The sequence below is a fragment of the Nocardia sp. NPDC004604 genome, from assembly GCF_040609795.1.
GTDB lineage: Bacteria > Actinomycetota > Actinomycetes > Mycobacteriales > Mycobacteriaceae > Nocardia.
In genome coordinates, this window is sequence record NZ_JBEXLC010000063.1 from 17,869 (window position 1) to 42,376 (window position 24,508).

Below are 24,508 nucleotides of genomic sequence, written 5' to 3' on the forward strand. Positions count from 1 at the left end.
ATACGTGCAGGCCGCGGCGGCCCGGATATTCGGAGGATGACCGATTCGATCGTCGAAATCACCGGACGCCAGCGCGAGCCGATCACCGCCGCACCGACGGCCTCCGCGCGGCTGGTCGCCCTGGACGTGCTGCGCGGCATCGCGATCCTGGGCACGCTCGGCACCAATATCTGGATCCTCACCAATGCCGAGGGCCTGGTCGGGTACCTCGACGAACTGGGCAGATCGGCAACCGGCTGGATGTGGGCCGAGCGGGTGCTGCAGCAACTGGCCCAGGGCAAATTCCTCGGATTGCTCACCATCATGTTCGGCATCGGCCTCGCCATCCAGCAGGGTTCCGCGGTGCGCGGCGGGCGACGGTGGCCCGGTAGCTATCCGTGGCGGGCCGGACTGCTGTTTCTCGACGGTGTGCTGAACTTCGTCTTCATCGCGGAGTTCGACGTGCTGATGGGGTATGCGGTCACCGGACTTGTCGTCGCCTGCATCCTCGCGACGAGTGAACGCGCGCAACGTCGTTGGCTGGTCATCGCGGCGGGCCTCCATATCGCGATGCTCACCCTCATCGGGATCGCGATGTCCCTTGCCGATCAGCAGGATTCGACGCGACGCGAAGCGCTGGACCCGAATCCCTATGCGGACGGATCGTTCTGGGATCTGGTGCTGTTCCGGCTGGAGCATGCGGGCATGTTCCGTTTCGAGCCGATCTTCATCTTCCCGATGTCGATCGCGCTGTTCCTCGCCGGTGCGCAGTTGTTCCGGGCCGGAGTGTTCCGGCCGGAGGGCGCCCGCCTGCGCCGCCGACTCATGATCATCGGGTTCGCGATCGCCGCGCCGATCGACCTGGCGGTCGGCGTGCTCGGCGGCGGTGACCTGGTGTTGCTGACCAGGTACGGCAGCGCCCCGTTCGTCGCCTTCGGCCTGCTCGCGTCGGTCGCCGAGTTCTACCTGCGCCGCCCGCGCGTCGGATTCGTCGGCAGGCGGCTCACCGAGGTCGGCCGTACCGCGTTGAGCTGCTATATCCTGCAGAATCTCGTCGCTTCGATCCTGTGCTACGGCTGGGGCTTCGGGCTGGCCGCACACGTGTCCGCCGATGCCAGGGTGCCGTTCACGGTGGGTATCTACCTGACGGTCGCGCTGATCATCGTGACCGCCGCACACCTGTGGCTGCGTCGGTTCGAGCGCGGTCCGGTCGAGTGGATGTGGAATCTGAGCTATCGAGCGTTGGCCCGCGAACGCTGAGTCAACCCCGCGCTGATATATGACGCCGCAGCTCGAGGACCGGAAATCCGGAAAATGGCGGCCGCATGCGGTCGAGCGCGCGCCGGAAAGAACACGAGTACAGGACTACTCGTGTTCTTTTCGCGCGGGTGCCAGATTCTGACGCTGCGTCACCAAACTGGGTCGGCGTATCGATTCGGTTGTATCGGAGGTGCGTCGTGTCGGAACCGGCCCGAGCAATGAGTAAGGACCACGCATTCGCCGAGCTCGAACGACTCGCGAGCGAGGACCTGATCCGCTTCGACGGGCCCGGATCACCGGCCCTGGTCGGATTCGCCGGATTCGACCCGCACTCGGGGCGGCACCAACCCGGCGGTCTCGCCGGGGTGATCATCCGCCGCGGCAACACCCCGGCCACTCCCAAGCGCCTGGATCCGCGAAATGCGTTGGCGCTGGTGCGATTCTGTCGTTTCCTAGCCGCCAACTTCGGCGTCACCGAGCTGTCGGCGCTCGGGATGGACGGCGGCGGGAAGTACCCGGACGGCACTCCGCGCGTCGACTGTCACGGCCAGGGCCGCGCCATGGATTTCGCCGGGGTCACCATGCCGGTCGGTGATGTATCGCGCAGGATCACCGTGGCGTCGCACTGGGGCACGGTCGAGACCGCCGTGACACCCGGTGGCAGCTGGCCCGGCGGCACCCAGATGCGCTACCGACTCGACGAACCCGATGCGAGTCCGCTCGGCGACCCGGACGGCGATCTCTTCGTCGCCGACTTCTTCCGCAGCGTCTACGATTTCGCGGCCAGTGAATGGCAGGACTGCTCCGACAGTCCCGATCCCGCGTGCGCCATCTCCACCATCGGCGATCCGAGTTTCATCCGGCATCCCGACCATCCCGACCATCCCGACACCCGCTCCGTCGACCACATCCACTGCCAGATCGGCAAGTCGGGAACCGAGTGAGTGGACTAGCGTCGACGGTGTGACGTTGGCCGACCGATATCCGTTGCTGCACACGCCGACCCGCTGGGAATGGGGCGGTCTGGACGTCCGGTTCTCCACCGATCTGCCGCCCGACGAACTCGTCACCAATATCCATGTCATTTGCTTCATCGGCACCGATATCGTGCTGTGCCGCGACGATCGCGATATCTGGATCGTGCCCGGCGGCACCCGGGAAGCGGGTGAATCGATCGACGACTGTGTGCGCCGCGAACTCATGGAGGAGGCCGGTGCCCGCCCGACCGGACCGGTGCGCCCGTTCGGAGCCCACCACACGACCACCGATCGCCCTGCGCCGCATTATCCTTGGCAACCGCATCCGCACAAGGCATGGCTGTGGTGTACGGCGGATGTAGTGCTGGATTCCGCGCCGACCAATCCCGATGATGCGGAGAACATTCTCGAGGTCGGCACATTCGCGCCCGATGAAGCAATGCGCCGGTCCCGAAGCGACGGCGACCATATGGCCGAATTGATCGCCCTCGCAATCGAATTCCATCGGGCATGATCACTCCGGTGCGCGAAATCCACTGAGCAGCCTGGCGATATCGGCCGACGCGTGCTCCGGCCGCAGCGGTGCGTGTTCAACGAGCAGGCGGTACCAGAACGGCCCGAAGATCAGGTCGGTGGCGTATTCCACCTCCAGGTCGGCGGCGAGCTCACCGCGCGTGACACCGCGGTTCAGTATGCGAACCACGACATCTCGCCGGGTCTGCACCCACGCTCGGAACGGCTCGGCGAAGTCCGGGTCCAGCTGGGCCTGGGCCATCAGCCCGCGCAAAGCCTTGACCCGCAACGGATAGTCGACGACTCCGTAGAGCGCCTCGAGGAAGACGGTCAGGTCCCGCTCGGCCGATCCGGTGTCCGGGTCCGGCATGCGCGCGCTGACCGCGGCACCTTGGGCATCCATTACCAGGGTCGCCTTCGACTTCCACCAGCGGTAGATCGTGCTCTTGGCGACGCCCGACCGGGCCGCGACACCTTCGATCGTCACCTTGCCGAAGCCCTGCTCCTCCAGCAACTCGGCCGCTGCCCGCAGCACCGCATCGCGCGCGGACCGGCTGCGAATCCGCCCGCCGGTGCGCGGCGCCGCGCTGTCATCCGCATCACTTCCGTTGGCCATGCCGGTCAGTGTATCGTTTGCAAAACGCTACGTAGCGTTTCGATTCAGAGTGGAGTGATCAATGAGTGCGATCGTCGTCAGCCATGGCCTCGGAGCTCGCAGCGACAGTGTGTGGTTCCCCTACTTCGCGGCGGAGTTGGCCGCACAGGGGCATGCGGTGACGATCCCGAATCTGCCCGAACCCGAAGCGCCCCGGCTGGATTCGTGGCGCAAGACCTTCGCCGAGGCGGCGGCAGCGGCGGGTCCGGCGCGCGATATCGTGCTGGTCGGCCACAGCATCGGCGGCGTCAATGTGCTGCGGATGCTCGAACAGCACGATGTCGCCGCGGCCGGGCAATTCGCCGGGGTAGTCCTGGTATCCACCGCCGCGCACGAGGTCGGCTATGACCTGCTGGCCGAATTCTTCGACGGGCCGTTCGACTGGGCGCGCATCCGCGGCGCGGCGCGTGAGTTCCGGGTGCTGGCGGCCGCCGACGATCCGGTCAACGTGCCCGATCCGGTCGCACATGTCGGACTGCTGGTCCGCGGATTGGCAGCCAGCGCGGTGCTCACCGCCACCGGTAGCCACCTGGGCAACCATCCCGACGATCACATCGAATTGCCCGAGGCCGTTCGGCTGGTCGACGAAATCCTGGCGGCCACCCGATGACTCAGCAGCAGACGAACGAAACCCTCAGTCCTGCTACGCAGTCCGCGGCGCCGGTCAAGTGGAAACTGTGGTTGCTGACGGTAGTCGGGATCTACCCGCTGCTCACCGTTCTGGTGACGGCTACCGGCCCCTTGCTCGAGCCGCTGGCGCCGCCGCTACGGCTGGCGATCATCGTTCCGATCGCCGTCGCGGCCATGGTGTGGGTCGTGATGCCGTTCCTCACCCGCCGCTGCGCGCGCTGGCTGACGCGATGACAACGGGTTCCGCACAGCTCTCGTCGCACCTCCCGCTGTAGCGGAACCCCGACGCATCGGGCACGTCGAGACCGCGCTGGCCTGGGTGAAATCAGGTTGCGCCACATGAACTTTCGGATGTCGTGTACGAGATGACGCACCGAGGTTCGGCTACGACCGAGTCCGCGACACTACGACCTCACCGTGCCAGCGGATCGTGAACCAGCACACGAGTATTCGAGGCCCGCACTGCTGGACGCCCCTGGCACGGAGGTTCCAGTAGAAGTCACCCTCAGCGGGTGGCCGGGCGCAGGAGCCAGGCCCGCAATGCCGCGGTGACCTCGTCGGGGCGTTCTTCCATGATGAAATGGCTGCCGTCGATGCGGACGAGCGTGGCGTACGGAATGCGGTCGGCGAGTTCCTCGGCGGTGCGCATGGGGATGGCCGGATCGCGGTCGCCCCAGATCACGGTCGTCGGGCAGTCGATGGCATCGAGTCCGGCGGCCAATTCCGGCCGGATCCGGACGCGGTAGCCGGACCAGAAGTGCGCGTACCAGCGGCGGCCCGCGGCAGTATTCAGGAAAGCGAGGTACCGGTCCAATTGGGCGGTGTCGAAGGACCCGTTGCGCACGTAGCTTGCGAGACCGATGCGATGCACCCAGCGGATCGGTCGCGTGGTGAGCAGCGCACGCAGCAGTGCAGTGCGTGCAAGCACCGTCAGCAATCCGAACAAGATGTAGTACGGCAGCGTAAAAACGCCATGGGCCCGCGAATTCAGAATCGCGAAGCGGCGCACCCGTTCCGGATGACGCTGCACAAAACCCGATCCGAGAAAGCCGCCGTAGTCGTGACAGGCCAGGTCGACGCGATCCAAGCCGAGGGCATCCAGCATGCGGCCGATACGTTCGACCTCGCTGTCGTAGTCACAACTGAGCGCCTCATCCCGGTCGGAGGCACCCCATCCGAGCCAGTCCGGCACGATGACCCGGCGCGATAAGGCGAGCGGCCCGATCTGGTGTCGCCACGCGGCATGGCTTTCCGGCCAGCCGTGCAGTAGCACGAGCGGATCACCCTGCCCGATATCGACATAGCGCAGCTGCGCACCGTCGACAGTCACCTCCCGCAGTTCGAAGCTCGACTCCGCTTCGCTATCCGGCTTCATCCTTGATCTCCCGTCTGTCCTGCGTCTTTGGGTATCGTCGCGGATATGACGCGGTCGGCACTTCCAGAAACGTGCGCTCTCGACACGGCGATCACTCCGGCGCGGCTGTGGCTACGGCTCGGGCACGCGATCTACATCGGGCCCGGTATGGCCCTTGGCGCGCACTCCACCGCGATTGCCAGTCTCGGGGTGGGACTGGACGGCCCATTCCGCGTCCGCGTCACCGACGCTCCGGACATCAGCGCCCGCAGTTTTCTGTTCCGCGCCCGGGTCACCCACCACATCCTGGATACCGACGTCCCCAAGCTCTTCTGCTTCTTCGACCCGACCTCGACCAGCATGGCCCGCTGCCTCGGCGGCATGCGGCGCACTGTCAACGGATACCGCACCGACCACCGGAACGAGGCCGAGTTGATCGAACTGTGCGCCGATCCGGCACCGGATATCGACCGGCTACTCGACCTGGCCAGCATCCCGGTCCCCACCATCCGCGATCCCCGCATCGCCGCCGTCGCCGAGGCCATCCGCGCCGATCCGACCCAACAGCAGCGCGCCGCCGAAAAGGCAAGTGCCGCAGGACTATCCACCTCCCACTTCCTGCGCACCTTTGCCGAACAGACCGGCACCAGCTTCCGCCGCTATGTGCAATGGGCGCGCATGCTCCGCGTTGCCAAGGCCTATGCCGCGGGCCATGACCTCACCAGAGCCGCCGTCGACGCAGGCTTCGCCTCCCCTTCACATTTCAGCGACACCTTCCGCGCCATGTTCGGCCTCACCCCCACCGCCTTCACCACCATCAAGGGCGAACTGCATATCGACTGATCCGGTACGGGCCTATACGTCGAAATAGAGTTCGAATTCGTAGGGGTGCGGACGGACGTTGATTTCGGCGATCTCGTTGTCACGCTTGAGCCGGATCCAGGTTTGGATGAGGTCGTCGGTGAAGACATCGCCTTCGGTGAGGTAGTCGTTATCGGCTTCCAGGCGGTCGATGACGCTGTCGAGGCTGGGTGGGGTTTGGGTGACCTCGGCGGACTCCTCGGGAGTGAGTTCGTAGAGATCCTTATCGATCGGCGCGGCGGGTTCGATCTTGCGGCGAATACCGTCCAGACCGGCCATCATCATGGCGGCGAAGGACAGGTAGGGATTCCCGGAAGAATCGGGGCAGCGGAATTCGAGGCGCTTGGCCTTCGGATCGGCACCGGTAACCGGAATGCGGACGGCCGCCGACCGATTGCGCTGACTGTAGACGAGATTGACCGGGGCCTCGAAGCCCGGAACCAGGCGCTTATAGGAGTTCACGGTCGGGTTGGTGAAGGCGAGCAATGACGACGCGTGGCGTAGCAGGCCGCCGATATAGTGCCGGGCCAGATCGGACAGACCCGCATAGCCCGATTCGTCGTAGAACAGCGGCGTTCCGTCCAGCCACAGGGACTGGTGCACGTGCATACCGGAACCGTTATCGCCGAACAGCGGTTTGGGCATGAAGGTGACGGTCTTGCCCTCGACCCACGCGGTGTTCTTGATGATGTACTTGTACAGCTGCAGATCATCGGCGGCCGCCAGCAGGGTATTGAATTTATAGTTGATCTCGGCTTGGCCCGCGGTGCCGACCTCATGGTGCCCCTTCTCCAATTCGAAGCCCGCGTTCTGCAGGTTGGTGCACATCCGATCGCGCACGTCGACGTCGGCGTCGTAGGGAGCCACCGGGAAATAGCCGCCCTTGGCGCGCACCTTGTAGCCGCGGTTGATCGAGCCGTCCGGATTGTATTTGGCACCGGTGTTCCAGTCGGCGGAGGAAGAATCCACCTCGTAGAAGGCACCGTTCATCTTTGTGTCGTAGCGCACGGCATCGAAGATGTAGAACTCCGCTTCCGGGCCGAAATAGGCGGTATCGGCGATGCCGGTGCTCTTCAGATACTCCTCGGCCTTGCGCGCGATATTGCGCGGATCACGGCTATAGGCCTCATGGGTATGCGGATCGTGGACGAAGCAGTTCAGATTCAATGTCTTCGCGGCACGGAACGGATCCAATTGCGCGGTGCGCAGGTCCGGCAGCAGCAACATATCCGATTCGTGGATCGACTGGAAGCCGCGCACCGACGAACCGTCGAAGGCGATCCCGTTATCGACCAGATCCGCACCGAACGCTACGGCCGGAATCGAAAAATGTTGCTGTACACCGGGAACGTCGCAGAATCGAATATCGACGTATTCGACTTCTTCGGCGCAGATATATTCCAGCACTCCCTCGGTGGTTGCAGTCAAGGCTGCTCGCTCTTCCAGCACGGCTCGCTCCTCGCTCTCGCGGCGCAGGTTTTTCTATCCGCGGATGGCGAGGCGACCGTCCCATCACAACCGGACCCGTTCACGGGGTCACGGCAGGTCCTGCTCGCCGAGTCTCACGATACGACTTCGGCATCGGCGGCGGACCCGAATCCAGGCGAGAAGCAGACCGATCCGGCGTGTCCGCAACTCCGGTACGGCCCAGGTCACCGCCGTATCGACCGATAATCTCGCCGAGAACGTCAACGAGCCGTCTGGGTAGCCCGGGCCGAAATTACCTGTCCCCCAATACCGCAGCAGCCCTGGCCATCGCTCAACTCCCGGCCTACGCCTGACACGCGATCGAGATCAACCTAGGCGGCATCGCAGCGCCCCATCAATGCCGCCCGATCTTGGTCTCACCGATCAGACAGCGCTACCGGCTCACCGCGACCACCGTCGCCGAATTGGCGAAGAATCCGGAGGTCTTGGCGGCAATCGAGCAAGGTGCGGCCGCCGCCAATGGCAAACTCTCCCGGGTGGAGCAGATCAAGAAGTGCATCGTGTTACCCGAGGTGTCGGAGCCGGGCAGCGATGTCCTGACGGCGACCGGCAAACTCGAACACACCTCGATCGCCGCCCGCTACACGGATACGATCGAGCGCTTGTACTCGTAAGTCCGGGACGGAGAAGTTCATATGATGCCAACGCGGACCCGAGCCTTCGATGATCTGCACCGCAGAGCCGCAGCACTGGTCGACGGGTTCTACGCGTCGATGCCGCCGTATCCGCGGCTACCGCAGTCACTGATGGAGACCGATTTCGCGCGCGGCACCAAGCTCAATGTCGATCTGTTCTTCGAGTATCTGCGCGGGGGCACCGACCCCTCGGAGGAGGACACCAGGGAACTCGTCGAGTTGGCCATGGACCGGCTCCGCGATGGCACACCCCTGCCGGAAGTCCTGGACCGCTATCGCCTCGGCGCGGCCTTCATCTGGGAGCGACTGCGCGAATCGGCCACCGCGGCCGAGCTGGACCTGATGCTCGATGCCGCACTGGTGCTGCTGAAGTACATCACGCTGGTGACCACCCGCATCGCCACCGCGGCCACCCAGCGCGCACACGATCCGCGCTGGGAACTGGTGGAACGGCGCCGCGGCATCGCCGACGCCCTGCTCACCGGGCGCGACCCGGTCGAGTGGGCCAATGATCCGGTCATTCCGGTCGCCGATGCCTTTCTTGTCGCGGTCTTCCGCCTGTGCGGCACCCGTGGCGGGCACGCGTCGGCGCTGCGGCACCGGGTGGAGGCGATTCCGGGAGTCTTCCTGCGGCTGGACACGGGCGGATGGACCGCACTGATCCCACTGCAATCCGGCGACGACGGTAGCGCCGCAGTCGGCGTCCTCACTTCGCGACTGCCCGCTCATCAGCCCGATCAGTCGCCGCCGTACTGGGTCGGTGTCGGCGCGGCGGCGAGCAGGGCGGAGATTCCGGCAAAATTCGCCGAGGCGCGGGTGCTCGCCGAATTGGGCCGCTGTCTGGAACGTCGCGAAATCCTTTGCCGCCGAACGAATTTGCAGTTCGAGTACACGGTCGCGGTCAGCGATGCCGCCCGCCCGGGCCTGGCCTCGGTGCTCGCCCCCCTGGACACCCAGCCGATGCTGGCGGAGACACTGGAGGTGTTCGTCGACAGCGGGTTCAACCAGTTGGCGACGGCGCGACAACTCAGCGTGCATCGCAACACCGTGACCTACCGGCTGTCCCGCGTACACGAACTCACCGGCCTGGACCCGCACCGTCCCGCCGATGCGATGACCCTGTCCGCGGCCCGGCTGGCCCGTCGTCTCGAGTCTGCGGACTTCGCCCCCTGACTGCCCGAACGCGCACTCGGCCGACCCCGGCTACGCTGGCGCGACTTCCTGCACAACGCGGGCGGCGACCTCCCGCATTTCCCGCGCGCCCGATTCCCGGACCCCCTACTGCCCGTGCCTTGATCACCGAGTTCCTCGAACGCGTCGCCGTTACCCTGACAGCGGCCGGGTGACCGGGATAGTCTCCGTGAGGGATCCGATTCGGGATTCGCAGTCACCCGGGAGCGTCCGATGATGAAGGCTCTGGTTACCAACGGGGCAGCCACCTCCGCCCGATCCGTGCACTATGCCTCCGGGACTCCCGGTGAATTGCATTGGGAAGGTACCGCACTGCTGCGCGCTGGCGTGCTGGCCTTCGGCGGCAGCATCGGCCCCACCGCATTGCACGCCCACCACGCCGTACGGGTGCTCGCCGCGTGCACGCCGGTGGTCGTGGTGGACGCCAGCGGCAATCGGCATCACGGCACCCATGTGATCGTGCCCGCCGACGCACCGCATCGCATCGCCTCCGGCGCCGAACGCGGCACCGCCATCTATCTCGACCCCGAATCCGTCGCGGGGGCGGCCGCCGACCGCAGGGCCCACAACTACGGCTGGGCCGACAGCGCACATTCGCTGCCGATCGATCCGGAGCGGGAAACCCTGGCAGAGCTGGTCGCCGAGGTCGTCGACGATCTCGAACGCGATGATTCGCAGAATATCGAGCGGGGCCGCCACGAGGCGGTCACCGAGGTGCTCGAGCTGCTGCCGTCGCTGGTCGGCGACGGACCGATCCGCGGCGCGGAGGTCGCGCGTCGGGTCGGCATCTCCGCGACCAGGCTCACCCACCTGTTCACCGAGCAGGTCGGAATTCCATTGCGCCCGTACATACTGTGGCTCCGACTACATGTGGCGATCTCCCGCGTCCGCTCCGGCGACGACCTGACCGCCGCCGCCCACGCCGCCGGATTCGCCGACAGCTCCCATCTGACCCGCACTTGCCGCCGCACCTTCGGTCTGCCCCCGTCGGTGCTGAGCCGCCGCGTCCAGTGGGATCTCGGCGACGCACCCTAGGTCGACCGAATCGTTCAAGTGATCGCGGGCCTCGCCGACCAGGCTTGGCCCGATGACCACCGTTATCCGCACCCCCATACGGCGTCTGGCGCGCTACGGGTACGTGCCCTTTCTGCTGATCGGCCTGAACGGCATCGGCATCGCACTGAGTTCGATTGGTGCGCCGAAGTTTTGGTTGTTGCTCGTGCTCGCGGTCGCGATCATCGCGTCATTTCTGGTGGAGCGGGCGATTCCGTACCGGGTCGAGTGGAATCACGACCTGAACGACACCCTGCGCGATCGCATCCACGCCTTCGTCAATGAAATGCTCATTCTGCTCAGCGTCGCCGCGATCCCGTTGCTCGCGGCCATCGTGCCCGCTCCCGGCATCTGGCCGATATCGTGGCCGTTCCTGTGCCAGGTCCTGATCGCCATCCTGATCGCGGATCTCGGCATCACCCTGGTGCATCTGGCCAGTCACAAGATCGGGTTCCTGTGGCGCTTCCACGCCGTGCACCACAGCGTCAAACGGTTCTACGGCCTCAATGGTCTGATGAAACATCCACTGCACCAGACCGTGGAAATGGCAGCCGGTGTCGGACCACTCATCCTGATCGGACTACCGTCGAATGTGGCTGCCGCCCTTGCCCTTTCAGTAGCGATCCAACTGCTGCTGCAGCACTCCGATGCCGACTACCGCAGCGGACCGGCCAAATACCTGCTGGCGCTGAACGAGGGCCATCGCTTCCATCACCTGAAGTTCGCCGGTATCGGCGATGTCAATTTCGGCCTGTTCACACTGATCTGGGATCATCTATTGCGCACGTACTCCTATGACCCGGCGCGACGTTTCGGCACCGACGACCTCGGTATGGCCGCGAAACCCGATTACCCGACCGCCTACGTCGACCAACTCGTCCACCCGTTCACAGCGGACGGCGGCTGCGAAATGTAGTCCTTACGTGGCCGATCGATGCCGCAGGAACCAGGCCGTGGATTCGCGCTTGCACAGCAGCACGATGATGGCGAACGACAGGCACAGGCCCGTCAAACCCGGCAGCGGGCCGACGGCCATCAGACCGAGGCACAGGAATCCGGAAACGGCCGCGAGCGCAACACCGACCACCTGCACGGTCCGGCCTACCATGGCGAAGGCGAAGGCGACACCGCCGAGCAGCCAGGCGGACAGATAGCCGAAGGCGATCGCTCCCCCGAGATCCGGATTCCCGGTAATGATCGAGACGCCGATCAGTGCCACGCCGAGTCCGGCCAGGAACCAGGACAGGGCCCGGGCCATGCGGACCGATGGGGGCATGATCTCCGGTGATCCCGCGAAACCGTAGTGGCGCGGGTCGTAGTCGGCATATTCGGAACTCGCCGGGTCATCGGAGAAAGAGTCGTACGAATTCACGGCACTGCTCCTTCGATAGATGAGGACATCATCAATTCGGTGAGCGCCCGGTCACTATATCGCCGGGATGAGTCGACGGCCGGTAGGCTCTTGGCATGTTCTCGCGGGTACATCTGGTGGCGTTTGCGGTTATCGCACTCGTCGTCCCCGCATTCGCCCTGACGGCTCCGGCGAATGAACCGGCGGCACTGGCCGTCTTCGGTGTCATCGCCGCATCGCTGGCCCTGACACTGGCCGCATTGCGGAGCCCGCAACTGCCGGTGGCGCTGGCCCACTCGGGTCCGCCGCCTTCGGCGCAGCGCCGCCGCCGGGGTTCCTTCCTACGCCAGAGCAATCCCGACACCGCGGGACGACCGCGCCCCCGAGCACCCGGATCCGCCGCCGCGTAGCGACTGCTCGCGAGTCGCTGCGTACCGCCTGGTCTTCAGGCGATTCGGCCGACCGTTCCCATCGACGTGCGCACATTCGCACAGTCAGGTGCTCCCATGCTCGACTTCATCTACTATCCGGTGTCCGCCATTCTCTGGGTGTGGCATACCGCCTTTGCCGCCGCCCTCGGCCCCGCCAGTGGCATCGCCTGGGTGCTCGCGGTGATATTTCTCGTCATCACCCTGCGGGCCGCGCTGTTCTTTCCGTTCCTGAAACAGGCCCGCACCCAGGCGGTCATGCAGCGACTGCAGCCGCGGGTCAAAGCCATTCAGCAGAAGTACAAAGACGAGCCGCGTCGCAAGAACACCGAAATCCAACAGCTGTTCACCGATAACGGCGTCAATCCCTTCACCAGCCTGATTCCGTTGGTCGCCCAGGTATTCGTCTTCATCGGACTGTTCCATGTGCTGCGCTCATTCGACCGCACCGGCACCTTCGACTACCTACCGGTCGGCCGTGCCGCGGCCATGACGGCCGAACAGAATGCCGCCACCGCGAATTATCTCTTCGGCCCGACCGATGTGCAGTCGTTTCTGCACGCCGACCTGTTCGGTGCGCCGCTGTCGGCAACGCTCGCCGGTGCGGGCGAATTGCTCTCCACCGTGGCAATCGTGGCGCTACCGCTGATGCTGATCGCCGCTGTCGCAACGCATTTCACCGCACGCGCGGCAATGGGTCGCCAGACCGGGACCACGGCGGTTCCCTTCATGCGCACCCTCAGCCTGTGGGTGTTCCCCGCCGCCGCGATTGTCGGCGGCGCGATGCTGCCGGTGGCGATCCTGCTGTACTTCGTCACCAACAATGCGTGGACACTGGCGCAACAGCATGTCGTCTACCGGCGCCTCGATGCCGAAACAGCCGCCGAGGCAACGCAGGTCGCCGCACGTCGTGTTGCCGCGGCCCCGAAACCCGGTGTGAAACCCGAGCGGCAGCGGCGGTAATTAATCATTCGCGCGCCCCGGTCGTGATGCCTATGGTTGTCGAAGATCGAGTCAAGGGGCGCACCGGAATCTCCGGCCCGCGTTCCCCGTGTCGGGCTCGGTCTCGCACCTGGCGAAGGGCGAAAAGCCTGGATGGGGTTCGATTCCTCTGCGATGCCACTCGGTTCCGTTCGGATACGGAAAGCGGCTCTGCGGGCTCCGCGGCTCCGGCCGCGGGACGCCCCCGCCGCGATTCCGTGACCGGGACCGGGTGACATTCGAAATGGCAAGGCAGACAACGACACACACCGCGGGAGGAGTGAAAATATGTACACGACGGTTATGGCATGGCAGCGGACGCTGCTGTACCGGGACGGCACACTCGAGCGAGTGCTCGAGCCGGGACGCCACCGCTACGACGACAAGCGCTGCACACTGATCGTCGTGGATATGCGCCCCCGGCTGCTGACCGTCAGCGGCCAGGAACTGCTCACTCGCGACGGCCTCGCGCTGCGGGTCAGCTATGCGATGAACTGGCAGGTCACCACCCCGGAGCAATTCACCACCGGCGCACAGTACCCGGAGCAGGTGCTCTATGCCGCGGTGCAGGATGCCGCACGCCGAGCGGTCGCGGGCCACACCCTCGATGAGCTCGTCGCCGACCGCGGGCTGCTCGTCGGTGATCTCGTCGAAATCGCCACGGCCGTGACCGGACTCGGTGTGCGCGTGGACGGGGTCACTGCCCGTGACCTGATGTTGCCGGGTGAATTGCGCAGGGCGGCACTGGAAACCGTGCTCGCCAAGGAGCGCGGCCGTGCCGAACTCGAACGGGCCCGTGCGGAGGCGGCCGCGCTGCGCTCGCTCGCCAATACCGCACGCCTGCTGGAGGAGCACCCGGCGCTGCTGCGGCTGCGCACCCTGCAGGTCGCGGCCACGCCGGGCGTGCAGGTGGTGCTGGATCCACGCGAGCGCGCCTGAGGCGTTATCGATGCCGAAACCCCCTGCCCACTGGGACAGGGGGTTTCGGTGATTCGACAGGGGCTGCTTACGCCTGACGAGCCTGCAAGTAGTAGGTGGCCGACATCGCCTTCAGCGCCTGCCGGATGACCGGTGGCGCCCACCGCGCCGACGGGTCGTTCTGCACGACCGGATCGACGAGCAGCACGACCGTGCGCTTGGTCTCGAGCTCGAAACCGCCTGCGGCCGTGATGTTCTTGACCCAGTCGACATCGCGGCCGTAGGTCAGCGCGATGCAGTAGACGCCGTCGCCGTCGAACGCCAACACCGGAGTTCTATAGGGGCGCCCGGATTTTCGTCCTTTGTGGACGACCATGCTCATCGGCGGAACCCGACCGGCCAATCGGCCCAGGATCGGATTGGTGACATGGCGGTTCAATTTCGCAAGTGCTCGCGGAAGCACCATCGGGAGCGGTCCTCTCTCAGGGCGGAGTGCGGTGATCAGGTTACCCTCGACCGGTGGCTGTGCACCCTCACTCGGAGATGATCGCCGTCTATGACGCCGCGGGCCGCGAGATCGGCGCGGCCGACCGGGCCACCGTCTATCGCGACGGGATCTGGCATGCCAGCGCGGGCGTGCTGGTGCGCTCCGGCGACGGTGAACGGATCTATGTGCACCGTCGCACCGAGACGAAGATGGTGTTCGCTGGCATGCACGACTGCCTGGCCGGTGGTGTCGTCGATCCGGGCGAGACCCCGGCGCAGACCGCGGTGCGTGAACTCGCCGAGGAACTGGGCATCATTCTGCCCGCCGACGCGCCCCCGCTACCGCTACGGGCCCGCGCGTCCTGGGACGGCATCTGGCAGGGCGCACCGATGCGCTGTCATCTGTTCGCCTATGAGCTGCGCTACGACGGACCCATTCGCCACCAGCCCGAGGAGATCGCGGACGGCTGGTGGTGGACCGATGCCGAACTCCGCCGACATCTGGCCGATCCGACGTGGGCGTTCGTACCCGACACCCGCATCCTCACCGGCCAACTTCTCGCCTGATATGGCATCGGCCCATCAGGTCGTAGACCTGATGGGCCGATGAGCCGCAAATCCGTCAGGCGGCGCTGCCGCTCATAGCACCCATGACCTGGGTAAAGAGGTTTGCGACGACTTCGAGGAGCTCCATGTACATTCCCTTGCTGGACCCGATATGAAATTTGCATTCTGCATGATCGAGATGTCCAGCAGGTAAGGAGGCCGTGAAGTCGGGCGACTACCCCGAGGACGCCACCGATCCGGCCCAGGCGGCGAAGGCGCCCGGATTGCGGGTCTGCAGCAGGACCCGGCCGGGTCCGGTGAAGTCGAAGACGAAGCCCTCACCCGACTTGAGCGACTGGATGGACCGCCCGGAGACCGCGCGCCGGATGGTGAAGTTCATGGCCAGGTCATAGGCCACCACATGCCCGGTATCGATGGTGACCGGCTCACCCGGCTGCAGATCGATGACATCGATCGCGCCGAACACACCGACGACCACCTCACCGTCGCCGTGCGCGCGCAGACCGAATCCGCCCTCACCACCGAACAGGTTCGCGAAACCACCCCACTTGCCCTCCACCTGCACGCCGTGCGAATTGGCGATCCAGCCGCCGCGGCTGATGAAGAACGGCCGATCGGGCGTGATCTGCAGATTCAGCATGTCACCGGGTAGTGCGGGCGCCACGTCCACCCAGCCGCCCTGCGGCGGCGCGGTGAAGGTCGAGACGAAAAACGATTCGCCCGCGAGCACCGAACGCTTCAGCCCGGCGAGGATGCCGCCTTCGGCCTTGGCCTGCAACGAAACTCCCGCCGAATGCGCGACCATGGCGCCGCTCTCGACCCGCATCGGCTCGCCGCCCGCGAGGAAGCACCGAGCGACCGCAGAGGCCGGACTATGACGCAGTTGTACCTTCATACGCCGACCCTACCGGCTGATTCGCACCGAAAGGCGGGCCGAATCGAGGCCGATATCGAGGGTTTCGGATCAGCCCAACGAACGCAGTGCTTGCTCGTCCCGCGCGACCACCGCGCCACCGTCCGGGGTGAGCACGATCGGGCGCTGGATCAGTTTGGGATTCGTTGCCAGCGCCTCGAGCCACTTATCCCGATCGGCCGGGGTCCGTCCCCATCCGGACATGCCCAGATCCTTGGCGATCTCCTCACCTGTCCTGGTGATATCCCACGGTTCGGCTCCCAGCCGCTTCAGCACGGCGCGCAGTTCGGCAACGGTCGGCGGATCGTCGAGGTAGCGCCGCACCGTGTACGCGACGCCGGCCTCGTCCAGGTGCGTGGTCGCATTGCGGCTCTTGGTACACCGCGGGTTGTGCCAGATCTCGGTCTGCCCAGATGTCATGGCTTCCAATTAACCATGGCCGCCGGGTTTCGGTCCGCACCGGCCGACCGAAACCCGGCGCACCTGGGGGCGCTCGACTGAACCGATTACAGGTGCATCCAGTTCGGCCACACCTCGGACCACGAATGGCGCAGGCCGGTGCAGGTCCATACCGTGACGTCCTGGGTGTTGCCCGGGTAGCCGATTCGGCTGTCCACCTTGGCGACCGGTGCGCAGTTGTCGAAATCCCAGTGCAGGAGGCCATCGTTGACGCCGACGGCGATGACTGCCGACGCGGTGTCAGAGGGTGTGCCGAAGTATCCGAAGCCGCGGCTGGGGCTGTAGATCGGGGGCAGGTTGGCGCGCTCGAATTGGTCCAGCGCGCTGGCTTGCCAGTAGGTGTCGGTGACGATGATGGCGTCGGTGCGTTCGGCCGGGGTGAGCGAGTCGTAGGCCTTGCTGACGGCGGAGGTCAGCTCCGGCCAGCCGAATTCGCCGTAGACGCCGATATTGACGGCGGCCTCGGCGGCATTGGCGGGCGGCTCGACCTGGGCGGCGCCGCGCCATGGAGTCGACCACAGCAGAAAGCCCGTGGCCACCGCGGCGAGCGCAGCACCGGCACCGGCGACCCAGCGTCGCGGTACGGGATCCAGTCGACACGCCAATTCATGGAGACCGACCGCACCCGCGGCGAGCACCACGCCGTACATCCCGGCCACGTAGTAGATCCGCCCGCCGACCACCAGAAAGGTGGCGACCAGTATCAGCAGGGTCGCGCCGAGGAACAGGTACGGCCGCAGCGAGGTATGGAACAGCAACGCCCACACGCCGTACATCAGCAGCACCGCGCCGAAGTACCCGGCCAGCAGCACCGCGAGCGGCACGAACATCACCCGACCGCCGAGAATGCCCTGCTCGCTGCTGATCACCCCGCCCATCGACAGCTGCGGCCAATCCTGGCGTGCCTGCCAGATCAGCGACGGCACCGTCGCAGCCACCACGATCGCCCCGCCGAGCCACAACAGCGGCCGCCGCAGCAGTTCGCGCGGGCCGCAGATCAGCGAAGCCACCGCGACGGCGATCCAGAAGAACGGAATCAACCATTTCACCTGCATATCGACCGCGGTCACCAGGGACGCGCACAGCAGCAGGCGATCGCGGCGGGTCCGCACCCAGCGCACGATCAGCCAGGTGATGATCACCCAGAGCACGGTATCGACCGCATTGGTCGTCAGCATCTTGCCCTGGAGCAGCAGGAACGGCGAGGTCGCGTAGCCGATCGCGGCGAAGATCTGCGCACCGCGGCCGCCGCCGAGTTCCCGCGCTATCACCGCGCACAGCACGACACCGAGCACGGTCAGCGCCACCACCGGCAGCCGCAGCACGAAGAAATTGCCCGGCGCGATCGTGTCCATCAGGCGCGCCAGCATCGGCAGCACCGGCCCCTGATCGGCGTAACCGAACGAGGGCCGCCGCCCCGCCGCGAGGAAATACAGCTCATCGCCGAAGTAGTCGTACCGGCTCGCGGAGAACAGCAGGACCGCAAGCGCCAGCGCCGCGACCGCGCCGACGCCCGCGATCGCCAGCGCCGGACGCTCCTCGGGCGAGGTGGCCAGCTTCTGACGATCTTCGATATCGGTCACGCCAGCTCCTGGAGGAGTTCCGAGGTGGACGTATCGAATCTAGCGGGAAATGGCCGTCGCGGACTACCCGCATGGTCGGTCGGCGCGGCCTGCCACTACCGCACGTATTCGTCGGCGATATCGAGCACCTCGTCGACAATATCCAATCCGGTGCGCAGCTCATCCGCCGTCGTGGTGAGCGGCGGTGCGATCTGAAAGCGGTTGCCCGCGTTGAACGGCCACAGCCCGCGTTCCTTGGCGGCGGCGGTGACCCGGTTCATCGGTTCGGCGGCCGAACCCGCGGCGGCGAACGGAATCAGCGGTTCCCTGGTCTGCGGGTCGCGCACCAGCTCCAGCGCCCAGAAGAATCCGAGACCCCGCGCCTCGCCGACACTGGGATGGCGAGATGCCAAGTCCGCCAGCCCTTTTCCGAGCACATCGGCGCCGACCGAGCGGACATGGTCGAGAATGCCGTCGCGTTCGAAGACACCGATCGAGGCGACGGCCGCCGCGCAGGCCAGGGGGTGGCCCGCGTAGGTCAGCCCGCCGGGATAGACCGTATTGTCGTAGCGCTGAGCGATCCGCTCGGCCATCAGCACACCGCCGAGCGGGACGTAGCCGGAGTTCACGCCCTTGGCGAAGGTGATGATGTCGGGTGCCACGCCGAAGGCCTGCACCGCGAACCACTCGCCGACCCGGCCGAATCCGACCATCACCTCATCGGCGATATAGACGATGCCGAATTCGTCACACAGCGCCCGCACACCGGCGAGATATCCGGGCGGCGGCACCAGAACACCGTTGGTGCCGACGACGGTCTCCATGATCAGCCCGGCGATGTGCTGCGACCCCTCCAACTCGATGACCTGGCGCAGATGCCGCAGCGCCGCCGCCGTCTCTTCCTCGGGAGTTGTTGTTTCCCAAGGAGATCGGTAGGGATACGGCCCGAAGAAGCGGACCACGTCGACATTGGTCGGCTCCGCACCCCAGCGCCGCGGCTCACCGGTCAGACCGATGGCGACACCGGTGCCGCCGTGATAGGAGCGATAGGCGGCCAGCATTTTGGTGCGGCCAGTGTAACTGCGCGCCAGTCGCACCGCATGTTCGACGGCCTCGGCACCACCGGTGGTGAACAGTATGCGATTCAGCTCGCCGGGTGCGCGTTCGACGATCAGCCTGGCCAGTTCGCTGCGCGCCTCATTGCCGACGATCGGCGAGATGGTGGTGAGCTTCTGCGCCTGTTCGATGATCGCGGCGACGATATCCGGATGCTGGTGGCCGATATTGACATTCACCAGTTGGGAGGAGAAGTCGAGGTAGCGCTTGCCGCTCTCCTCCCAGAACCACGAACCCGACGCGCCGACGATCGGGACCGGATTCAGTGTGGCCTGGGCGCTCCAGGGATAGAAGACATGATCGACCACCTATTTGCCGCCTTCGGTCAGGGTCACCTGCTGCGGCGTGAATCCCGATCCGGTGACGTCGGTGCCACCGGATTTCAGCAGATCCAATGCCTTGGTGACGTATTCATTGGTGAACGCGCCCGCGTCGGGATCCTTCTTCAGCACCGTGACACCCTCCTGATTCTTGGTCTCCTCGGCGATTTTCACGGTGCGGTCCCACGCGGTCTTATCGATCATGCCGACACCGTTGGGCGAGGGCCAGATCAGCTTGTTGACCTCATTGATCTGCCACTGCTGATGGGTCGAGCCGAGGGTGCTGCCCGCGGCCACCGTGATATCGCGGCACTTGTCGACACGGTCGCGGCAGAACGCCCAGCCCTTCAGCGAGGCCGTAATGAATTTCACGGTCTGGTCCTGGTATTTCGAATCCTTCAGCCGCTCCGAATTCGCCCAGATCGCGTCCTGCAGCATGGCCACGCCCTCATCGTTCCAGTCGATGGTGGCGAAATCGTCTGCGGTGTAGAGCTTTCCGGTAGCCGGATTCTTTGTCTCCAGCAGCTGGGCGTACTCGTTGTAGGACATGGCCTGGGCGGCATTGATGTCCTTGGCGAGGAAGGCGTTCATATCGAACTGCTGTTGGACCAGCTTCACGTCCCTGGCCGGATCAATGCCCGCCTTCGTCATTCCGGCGAACAGCTCGAATTCATTGCCGTAACCCCAGTTTCCGACGGTCTTGCCGCGCAGTGCGGCCGGGCCCGAGATATTGTCGGACTTGAACGAGACCTGCTTGGTGCCCGAGCGCTGGAAGATCTGGGCCACTTCGGTAATGCCCGCCCCGGCCTCACGAGAGGCGAGCGCCTTGGGCACCCAGGCGATCGCGTAATCGGCTTGGCCCTGCGCCAGCACCGTCTGCGGCACGATATCGGTACCACCGTCGAGGATTTCGACGGATAGGCCCTGCTCCCGGTAGAAGCCCTGGTCCACGGCGGCCAGATAACCGGCGAACTGGCCCTGTTTGAACCACTGCAGCTGTAACCGGACCTTGGTCAGCCCTTCGGCGGTGGTCCCCGAGCTGTTGTCGGTGGTGCTGCAGCCGGTCAGCGCGGCCGCCACCAACGCCGCCAGCGCGAGACAAGCACGCAAACGCCCTGTGTTACTTCTCATTTTGATCTCCCAAAGATATTACGAATCAGGATGGTCCGAGGTCGGCGGGTCAGTTGTTCGAGGATCAGCACGACGGCGAGGAAGATCAGGCCGACGATCATGGCGCCGACCACATAGGCCCACGCCCGTGGATAGGCGGTATTCGCCGCGGCCGAGGTGATCCGACTGCCGAGTCCGTTCTGCAGGCCGCCGAAGTATTCGGCAATGATGGCCGCGATCACCGCCCCCGGCGCCGCAATGCGCAGACCGGTGAACAGGTACGGCAGCGCGGCGGGCAAGCGCACCATGCGAGTGATCTGCCAGCCGCCCGCCGCATACGAGGTCATCAGATCGGCATGCACCTGCGGAACCTGCCGCAGACCACGCGCGGTGCTGACGAACATCGGGAAGAACACCACAATCGCGACCACCATGCGGCGCGGAATGTCGGTGGTGGTCGAGTACATCGAATTCAGCAGCGGGGCGAGCGCGACGATCGGTACCGCGGCCGCCGCGGCGGCCAGCGGCGTCAATAGGCCCTCGACCAGCCGGAACCGCACCGCCAGCATGGCCGCGACAATGCCGAGGACGGCGCCGACCAGTAATCCGATGAGGGCATTGGTGCCGGTGGCGGTGGCGGCATCGACGATGCGGTCGAAATTCTCGGTGAACTGTTTCGCTATCGCGGTTGGTGCGGGCAGCAGGAACGAGGGCACGCCGGCCACTACGGTCAGCATCTGCCATAGCGCCAGGCCGCCGACGCCGAAAACTACCGGTGGTAGCCAGGTTCTCATCGCATATCCCGTCCCGCCACGATGATGTCGGCCGCCTCGTGTCCACCGCGCAGCGCGGTGCGAACCGCGGCGACGGCCTCGAAAAAGGCCTCGCTGGAACGGATATCGTCGCCGCTGACGCCCGCCTCACGGCCCCAGCCGCCGGTCGGCACGATTTCGGTGATGCGGCCCGGCCGCGGTGACATGACCACCACGCGGTCGGAGAGGAAGACCGCCTCGGGAATCGAGTGCGTCACGAAGACCACCGCGGCACCGGTCTCTCCGGCGATGCGCAGTAGCTCGCCCTGCATGCGTTCGCGGGTCATCTCGTCCAACGCGCCGAATGGTTCGTCCATCAGCAGCAGCGAAGGCTTGCGGGCCAATGCCCTGGCGATCGCCACGCGCTGTTGCATGCCGCCGGACAGTTCCGCCGGATAGCGGTGGGCGAAATCGGTGAGACCGGCCATTTCGAGGAGTTCCGCACTGCGCTTGCGTCTTTCGGCCTTGGGGACCCTGTGCAGTTCGAGGGGCAGTTCGACATTGGCCTGTACGGTGCGCCAGTCGAGCAGGCCCGCCTGTTGGAAGGCGATGCCGTAGTCCTGGTCGATCCTGGCCTGCCGAGCGGATTTGCCGTGTACGGTCAGGCCGCCGCTGGTCGGCTGTTCCAGATCGGCGATGATGCGTAGCAGGGTGGATTTACCGCAGCCAGACGGCCCGATCAGCGAGACGAACTCCCCCGCGCGCACTTTCAGCGATACATCGGCCAGCGCGGTGACCGAACCCGCGTCGAAGATCTTCCCGACATTCGTGAGGTCGACCGCCGCGACATCATCGGCCTCGACGCCGACCGGATCCGATGCCTCGATCGGCTCGTCGGCCGCCTCGGTATGCGTGGCGGCCGATTCCACTTTCCCGGTCAACGAGTACCTCCTGAAGAGCCGCGCGCCCCGGCGGGACGGCTGTAACGACGTAGTGCCATTTCGGCCAGGCCGACGACGGCGGTGACGGCAACACCGAGCAGTGCCGCGGCGAGCACGGCCGCGTACAGCCGGGCCGCATCGCCGGTGGCCTGCTGTGCGAAGACAATGATCTGGCGGCCGATACCACCCGCTGTACCGGTGGAGATCTCCGCGACCACCGCACCGATCACCGATGCCGCCGCGGCCAAGCGCAGTGCGGGCAGGAAATGCGGCACCGCGGCGGGAAACCGCAAGTGCACCAATGTCTCCCACCAACTGGCCGAGTAGCTGTGCAGCAGTTCCACCGACGCCTTCGACGGTGCCTGCAGGCCGCGCAGCATGCCGACCGCGACCGGGAAGAAGGCCAGATACGACGCGATGACCGCGATGCTCATCCACGGCCGCCACGGCTGCCCGGCGATGACGATCTTGCCGCCCCATCCGGCCACCAGCGGCGCCAGCGCGATCAGCGGAACCGTCTGCGAGACCACGATATAGGGCAGCAATCCGCGCTCGACGAAGGCGAAGCGCTGCATCACCACCGCGAGGGCTGTGCCGACCACAGTGCCGATCACCAGTGCCAGCATCGCGAGCCCGAAGGTGAATCCGGCCGTGCGCAGCAGTGTCGCACCAACGGTGCCGGTGCCGTCCTTATCGCCGAGTACGGTGATGACCGACCAAACATGCGGCAGCGCAGCATCACTCGTGCGCGGCAGGATCCGGGTGTCACCGATGCTCACCCCGCGCTCGGGCACGAAGTACTTGACGAGCTCCCAGACCGCGATGACCAGCACCGCAACGCCGACCGCATAGCCGACCTGCCGTGCCCGCATTGCTCCCGCTCTCATCGATCACCCGCCGATACCGCAACCGGCTCCGCCTCGGACTCCGCGAGCGCGAGGGTCACCACCATCGCGACGATCATTCGGCGCCCTCCGTCGCAGTGACCGGATGCGCCAACCGTGGCAGCACCGACTCCCCGTATGCCTCCAGCGTGGCCGTCTTGGCGTCGTGCTGGAGGTAGACCGCGAACTGGTCGACGCCGAGCTTCTCCAGTTCGTGCAGCCGGGCCAGTTGCTCGTCGGGCGTGCCGATCAGGCAGAAGCGGTCCACGATCGCATCCGGCACGAATTCGGCGTGCGTATTGCCCGCCCGGCCGTGCTCGTTGTAGTCGTAGCCGCGGCGGCCCGCGATGTAATCGGTGAGCGCATGCGGAATATCACCGTCGGTACCGTATTTCGCGACGATATCGGCGACGTGATTGCCGACCATGCCACCGAACCAGCGGCACTGTTCGCGGGCGTGCGCCATCGCGGCGGCGGATCCGTCGGTGACGTAGGCCGGTGCGGCAACACAGATCTTCACCGATCCGGGATCGCGGCCCGCCTGCTCGGCAGCAGCACGGACCCGGGCAATCGTCCACGCGGTGATATCCGGATCGGCCAGCTGCAGGATGAATCCGTCCGCGACCTCACCTGTCAGCTCGAGCGCACGCGGCCCGTATCCGGCCACCCACACTTCCAGTCGCGAGGCACTGGCCCACGGGAAGCGCACGATGGTGTCGTCGACGCGGGCGCTGCGGCCATTGCCGAGTTCCCTGATCACCTCGATGGCTTCGCGCAATGTCGCCAATGTGGCCGGTCGGCCGCCGAGGGTGCGGACCGCGGAGTCGCCGCGGCCGATACCGCAGATGGTGCGGTTGCCGAACATATCGTTGAGCGTCGCGAAGGTCGACGCGGTAACCGTCCAGTCCCGGGTGGACGGATTGGTGACCATCGGGCCGACGACGACCTTGCGGGTGGCGGCGAGAATTTGGCTGTAGATGACATAGGGCTCCTGCCACAGCAGGTGCGAATCGAAGGTCCACACATGCGAGAAGCCGTGTGTCTCCGCCTGCCTGGCCAATTCGACCACCCGCGAGGCGGGAGGTGTGCATTGCAGCACCACACCGATATCCATGCGGCACTCT

At 65.8% G+C, this 24,508-nt stretch carries 28 protein-coding genes; 14 read left to right on the forward strand and 14 right to left on the reverse strand.

What is annotated here, in order from left to right; translation table 11 throughout:
* Positions 1 to 36: 36 nt before the first annotated feature.
* The 3 genes from ABZW16_RS22805 (at position 37) to ABZW16_RS22815 (ending at position 2,730) form a co-directional block, all read left to right on the forward strand.
* A complete protein-coding gene (locus ABZW16_RS22805) occupies positions 37 to 1,239 on the forward strand; it encodes a DUF418 domain-containing protein (RefSeq protein ID WP_354957978.1) in 1,203 nt (400 codons plus the stop codon).
* Between the two features lie 218 nt (positions 1,240 to 1,457).
* A complete protein-coding gene (locus tag ABZW16_RS22810; RefSeq protein WP_354957979.1) occupies positions 1,458 to 2,183 on the forward strand; it encodes a hypothetical protein in 726 nt (241 codons plus the stop codon).
* A 19-nt stretch (positions 2,184 to 2,202) separates the two neighbouring features.
* Positions 2,203 to 2,730: an NUDIX domain-containing protein gene (locus ABZW16_RS22815; RefSeq protein WP_354957980.1), complete on the forward strand. Its 528-nt coding sequence runs from the start codon at positions 2,203 to 2,205 to the stop codon at positions 2,728 to 2,730.
* Here ABZW16_RS22815 and ABZW16_RS22820 read toward each other — a convergent pair whose 3' ends face one another.
* Positions 2,731 to 3,345 (reverse strand): TetR/AcrR family transcriptional regulator, encoded by a 615-nt coding sequence (locus ABZW16_RS22820; protein WP_354957981.1) that lies wholly within the window; start codon positions 3,343 to 3,345, stop codon positions 2,731 to 2,733.
* A gap of 61 nt (positions 3,346 to 3,406) precedes the next feature.
* Between ABZW16_RS22820 and ABZW16_RS22825 the strand changes: the two genes are divergently transcribed.
* On the forward strand, positions 3,407 to 3,994 hold the full coding sequence (locus ABZW16_RS22825) for an alpha/beta fold hydrolase (protein ID WP_354957982.1): 588 nt from the start codon (positions 3,407 to 3,409) through the stop codon (positions 3,992 to 3,994).
* Positions 3,991 to 4,248, forward strand: coding sequence for a hypothetical protein (locus tag ABZW16_RS22830; RefSeq protein WP_354957983.1), 258 nt, complete (start codon positions 3,991 to 3,993; stop codon positions 4,246 to 4,248). The genes ABZW16_RS22825 and ABZW16_RS22830 overlap by 4 nt, the downstream gene beginning before the upstream one ends.
* Before the next feature lie 271 nt (positions 4,249 to 4,519).
* Here the strand turns inward: ABZW16_RS22830 and ABZW16_RS22835 are convergent, their stop codons facing one another.
* Positions 4,520 to 5,389 carry an alpha/beta hydrolase gene (locus tag ABZW16_RS22835; RefSeq protein ID WP_354957984.1) on the reverse strand — a complete coding sequence of 290 codons (870 nt, stop codon included), beginning with the start codon at positions 5,387 to 5,389 and terminating at the stop codon, positions 4,520 to 4,522.
* 45 nt (positions 5,390 to 5,434) lie between these two features.
* Here ABZW16_RS22835 and ABZW16_RS22840 point away from each other — a divergent pair, with 45 nt between their 5' ends.
* Positions 5,435 to 6,211 (forward strand): AraC family transcriptional regulator, encoded by a 777-nt coding sequence (locus ABZW16_RS22840; protein WP_354957985.1) that lies wholly within the window; start codon positions 5,435 to 5,437, stop codon positions 6,209 to 6,211.
* 12 nt (positions 6,212 to 6,223) lie between these two features.
* Here ABZW16_RS22840 and glnA read toward each other — a convergent pair whose 3' ends face one another.
* Positions 6,224 to 7,657 (reverse strand): type I glutamate--ammonia ligase, encoded by a 1,434-nt coding sequence (gene glnA, locus ABZW16_RS22845; protein WP_354958010.1) that lies wholly within the window; start codon positions 7,655 to 7,657, stop codon positions 6,224 to 6,226.
* 410 nt (positions 7,658 to 8,067) lie between these two features.
* On the opposite strand from glnA, the gene ABZW16_RS22850 reads away from it, so the two are divergent.
* From ABZW16_RS22850 to ABZW16_RS22865, 4 genes are all read left to right on the forward strand, one after another.
* A complete protein-coding gene (locus tag ABZW16_RS22850; RefSeq protein ID WP_354957986.1) occupies positions 8,068 to 8,331 on the forward strand; it encodes a fatty-acid--CoA ligase in 264 nt (87 codons plus the stop codon).
* Between the two features lie 21 nt (positions 8,332 to 8,352).
* Positions 8,353 to 9,525: a helix-turn-helix domain-containing protein gene (locus tag ABZW16_RS22855; protein ID WP_354957987.1), complete on the forward strand. Its 1,173-nt coding sequence runs from the start codon at positions 8,353 to 8,355 to the stop codon at positions 9,523 to 9,525.
* 234 nt (positions 9,526 to 9,759) lie between these two features.
* On the forward strand, positions 9,760 to 10,578 hold the full coding sequence (locus tag ABZW16_RS22860) for a helix-turn-helix domain-containing protein (RefSeq protein ID WP_354957988.1): 819 nt from the start codon (positions 9,760 to 9,762) through the stop codon (positions 10,576 to 10,578).
* Positions 10,579 to 10,630: 52 nt separating this feature from the next.
* Positions 10,631 to 11,512 carry a sterol desaturase family protein gene (locus tag ABZW16_RS22865; RefSeq protein ID WP_354957989.1) on the forward strand — a complete coding sequence of 294 codons (882 nt, stop codon included), beginning with the start codon at positions 10,631 to 10,633 and terminating at the stop codon, positions 11,510 to 11,512.
* A 3-nt stretch (positions 11,513 to 11,515) separates the two neighbouring features.
* On the opposite strand, the gene ABZW16_RS22870 is transcribed toward ABZW16_RS22865, so the two are convergent.
* A complete protein-coding gene (locus tag ABZW16_RS22870; protein ID WP_354957990.1) occupies positions 11,516 to 11,968 on the reverse strand; it encodes a hypothetical protein in 453 nt (150 codons plus the stop codon).
* A gap of 95 nt (positions 11,969 to 12,063) precedes the next feature.
* Between ABZW16_RS22870 and ABZW16_RS22875 the strand changes: the two genes are divergently transcribed.
* The 3 genes from ABZW16_RS22875 to ABZW16_RS22885 all read left to right on the forward strand — a co-directional run bounded on the left by ABZW16_RS22875 (position 12,064) and on the right by ABZW16_RS22885 (position 14,295).
* On the forward strand, positions 12,064 to 12,357 hold the full coding sequence (locus tag ABZW16_RS22875; protein ID WP_354957991.1) for a DUF6412 domain-containing protein: 294 nt from the start codon (positions 12,064 to 12,066) through the stop codon (positions 12,355 to 12,357).
* Between the two features lie 96 nt (positions 12,358 to 12,453).
* Positions 12,454 to 13,338 carry a membrane protein insertase YidC gene (gene yidC / locus ABZW16_RS22880; protein WP_354957992.1) on the forward strand — a complete coding sequence of 295 codons (885 nt, stop codon included), beginning with the start codon at positions 12,454 to 12,456 and terminating at the stop codon, positions 13,336 to 13,338.
* Between the two features lie 306 nt (positions 13,339 to 13,644).
* On the forward strand, positions 13,645 to 14,295 hold the full coding sequence (locus ABZW16_RS22885; RefSeq protein ID WP_354957994.1) for a slipin family protein: 651 nt from the start codon (positions 13,645 to 13,647) through the stop codon (positions 14,293 to 14,295).
* Positions 14,296 to 14,362: 67 nt separating this feature from the next.
* On the opposite strand, the gene ABZW16_RS22890 is transcribed toward ABZW16_RS22885, so the two are convergent.
* Entirely contained in the window at positions 14,363 to 14,740 is a 378-nt protein-coding gene (locus ABZW16_RS22890) for a nitroreductase family deazaflavin-dependent oxidoreductase (protein WP_354957995.1), read from the reverse strand.
* 77 nt (positions 14,741 to 14,817) lie between these two features.
* Here ABZW16_RS22890 and ABZW16_RS22895 point away from each other — a divergent pair, with 77 nt between their 5' ends.
* On the forward strand, positions 14,818 to 15,327 hold the full coding sequence (locus ABZW16_RS22895) for an NUDIX domain-containing protein (protein WP_354958011.1): 510 nt from the start codon (positions 14,818 to 14,820) through the stop codon (positions 15,325 to 15,327).
* 214 nt (positions 15,328 to 15,541) lie between these two features.
* On the opposite strand, the gene ABZW16_RS22900 is transcribed toward ABZW16_RS22895, so the two are convergent.
* The 9 genes from ABZW16_RS22900 to ABZW16_RS22940 form a co-directional block, all read right to left on the reverse strand.
* A complete protein-coding gene (locus ABZW16_RS22900; protein ID WP_354957996.1) occupies positions 15,542 to 16,222 on the reverse strand; it encodes a TIGR00266 family protein in 681 nt (226 codons plus the stop codon).
* Between the two features lie 69 nt (positions 16,223 to 16,291).
* Complete coding sequence (locus ABZW16_RS22905; protein ID WP_354957997.1) at positions 16,292 to 16,660, reverse strand: arsenate reductase family protein; 369 nt, start codon at positions 16,658 to 16,660, stop codon at positions 16,292 to 16,294.
* Positions 16,661 to 16,746: 86 nt separating this feature from the next.
* Positions 16,747 to 18,282 carry a glycosyltransferase family 39 protein gene (locus tag ABZW16_RS22910; RefSeq protein ID WP_354957998.1) on the reverse strand — a complete coding sequence of 512 codons (1,536 nt, stop codon included), beginning with the start codon at positions 18,280 to 18,282 and terminating at the stop codon, positions 16,747 to 16,749.
* Positions 18,283 to 18,377: 95 nt separating this feature from the next.
* Complete coding sequence (locus tag ABZW16_RS22915; protein ID WP_354957999.1) at positions 18,378 to 19,685, reverse strand: aspartate aminotransferase family protein; 1,308 nt, start codon at positions 19,683 to 19,685, stop codon at positions 18,378 to 18,380.
* Positions 19,686 to 20,828 (reverse strand): ABC transporter substrate-binding protein, encoded by a 1,143-nt coding sequence (locus ABZW16_RS22920; RefSeq protein ID WP_354958000.1) that lies wholly within the window; start codon positions 20,826 to 20,828, stop codon positions 19,686 to 19,688. It abuts the gene before it with no gap.
* Positions 20,825 to 21,601 (reverse strand): ABC transporter permease subunit, encoded by a 777-nt coding sequence (locus ABZW16_RS22925; protein WP_354958001.1) that lies wholly within the window; start codon positions 21,599 to 21,601, stop codon positions 20,825 to 20,827. The genes ABZW16_RS22920 and ABZW16_RS22925 overlap by 4 nt, the downstream gene beginning before the upstream one ends.
* Positions 21,598 to 22,500: an ABC transporter ATP-binding protein gene (locus ABZW16_RS22930; RefSeq protein ID WP_354958002.1), complete on the reverse strand. Its 903-nt coding sequence runs from the start codon at positions 22,498 to 22,500 to the stop codon at positions 21,598 to 21,600. The genes ABZW16_RS22925 and ABZW16_RS22930 overlap by 4 nt, the downstream gene beginning before the upstream one ends.
* On the reverse strand, positions 22,497 to 23,372 hold the full coding sequence (locus ABZW16_RS22935; RefSeq protein ID WP_354958003.1) for an ABC transporter permease subunit: 876 nt from the start codon (positions 23,370 to 23,372) through the stop codon (positions 22,497 to 22,499). Before ABZW16_RS22935 ends, ABZW16_RS22930 begins: the two co-directional genes overlap by 4 nt.
* Positions 23,373 to 23,460: 88 nt before the next feature.
* Complete coding sequence (locus tag ABZW16_RS22940; RefSeq protein WP_354958004.1) at positions 23,461 to 24,498, reverse strand: TIGR03842 family LLM class F420-dependent oxidoreductase; 1,038 nt, start codon at positions 24,496 to 24,498, stop codon at positions 23,461 to 23,463.
* Positions 24,499 to 24,508 lie beyond the last annotated feature (10 nt).

Excerpts from the sequence above, each read along its gene's own strand:
- ABZW16_RS22920 (WP_354958000.1), bottom strand. The coding sequence starts at position 20,828 with ATGAGAAGTAACACAGGGCGTTTGCGTGCTTGTCTCGCGCTGGCGGCG.
- ABZW16_RS22865 (WP_354957989.1), top strand. The coding sequence starts at position 10,631 with ATGACCACCGTTATCCGCACCCCCATACGGCGTCTGGCGCGCTACGGG.
- ABZW16_RS22855 (WP_354957987.1), top strand. The coding sequence starts at position 8,353 with ATGATGCCAACGCGGACCCGAGCCTTCGATGATCTGCACCGCAGAGCC.
- ABZW16_RS22840 (WP_354957985.1), top strand. The coding sequence starts at position 5,435 with ATGACGCGGTCGGCACTTCCAGAAACGTGCGCTCTCGACACGGCGATC.
- ABZW16_RS22805 (WP_354957978.1), top strand. The coding sequence starts at position 37 with ATGACCGATTCGATCGTCGAAATCACCGGACGCCAGCGCGAGCCGATC.
- ABZW16_RS22895 (WP_354958011.1), top strand. The coding sequence starts at position 14,818 with ATGATCGCCGTCTATGACGCCGCGGGCCGCGAGATCGGCGCGGCCGAC.
- ABZW16_RS22820 (WP_354957981.1), bottom strand. The coding sequence starts at position 3,345 with ATGGCCAACGGAAGTGATGCGGATGACAGCGCGGCGCCGCGCACCGGC.
- ABZW16_RS22905 (WP_354957997.1), bottom strand. The coding sequence starts at position 16,660 with ATGACATCTGGGCAGACCGAGATCTGGCACAACCCGCGGTGTACCAAG.
- ABZW16_RS22810 (WP_354957979.1), top strand. The coding sequence starts at position 1,458 with ATGAGTAAGGACCACGCATTCGCCGAGCTCGAACGACTCGCGAGCGAG.
- ABZW16_RS22940 (WP_354958004.1), bottom strand. The coding sequence starts at position 24,498 with ATGGATATCGGTGTGGTGCTGCAATGCACACCTCCCGCCTCGCGGGTG.
- yidC (WP_354957992.1), top strand. The coding sequence starts at position 12,454 with ATGCTCGACTTCATCTACTATCCGGTGTCCGCCATTCTCTGGGTGTGG.
- ABZW16_RS22890 (WP_354957995.1), bottom strand. The coding sequence starts at position 14,740 with ATGGTGCTTCCGCGAGCACTTGCGAAATTGAACCGCCATGTCACCAAT.
- ABZW16_RS22900 (WP_354957996.1), bottom strand. The coding sequence starts at position 16,222 with ATGAAGGTACAACTGCGTCATAGTCCGGCCTCTGCGGTCGCTCGGTGC.
- ABZW16_RS22835 (WP_354957984.1), bottom strand. The coding sequence starts at position 5,389 with ATGAAGCCGGATAGCGAAGCGGAGTCGAGCTTCGAACTGCGGGAGGTG.
- ABZW16_RS22875 (WP_354957991.1), top strand. The coding sequence starts at position 12,064 with ATGTTCTCGCGGGTACATCTGGTGGCGTTTGCGGTTATCGCACTCGTC.
- ABZW16_RS22830 (WP_354957983.1), top strand. The coding sequence starts at position 3,991 with ATGACTCAGCAGCAGACGAACGAAACCCTCAGTCCTGCTACGCAGTCC.
- ABZW16_RS22860 (WP_354957988.1), top strand. The coding sequence starts at position 9,760 with ATGAAGGCTCTGGTTACCAACGGGGCAGCCACCTCCGCCCGATCCGTG.
- ABZW16_RS22825 (WP_354957982.1), top strand. The coding sequence starts at position 3,407 with ATGAGTGCGATCGTCGTCAGCCATGGCCTCGGAGCTCGCAGCGACAGT.
- ABZW16_RS22925 (WP_354958001.1), bottom strand. The coding sequence starts at position 21,601 with ATGAGAACCTGGCTACCACCGGTAGTTTTCGGCGTCGGCGGCCTGGCG.
- ABZW16_RS22935 (WP_354958003.1), bottom strand. The coding sequence starts at position 23,372 with ATGCGGGCACGGCAGGTCGGCTATGCGGTCGGCGTTGCGGTGCTGGTC.
- ABZW16_RS22885 (WP_354957994.1), top strand. The coding sequence starts at position 13,645 with ATGTACACGACGGTTATGGCATGGCAGCGGACGCTGCTGTACCGGGAC.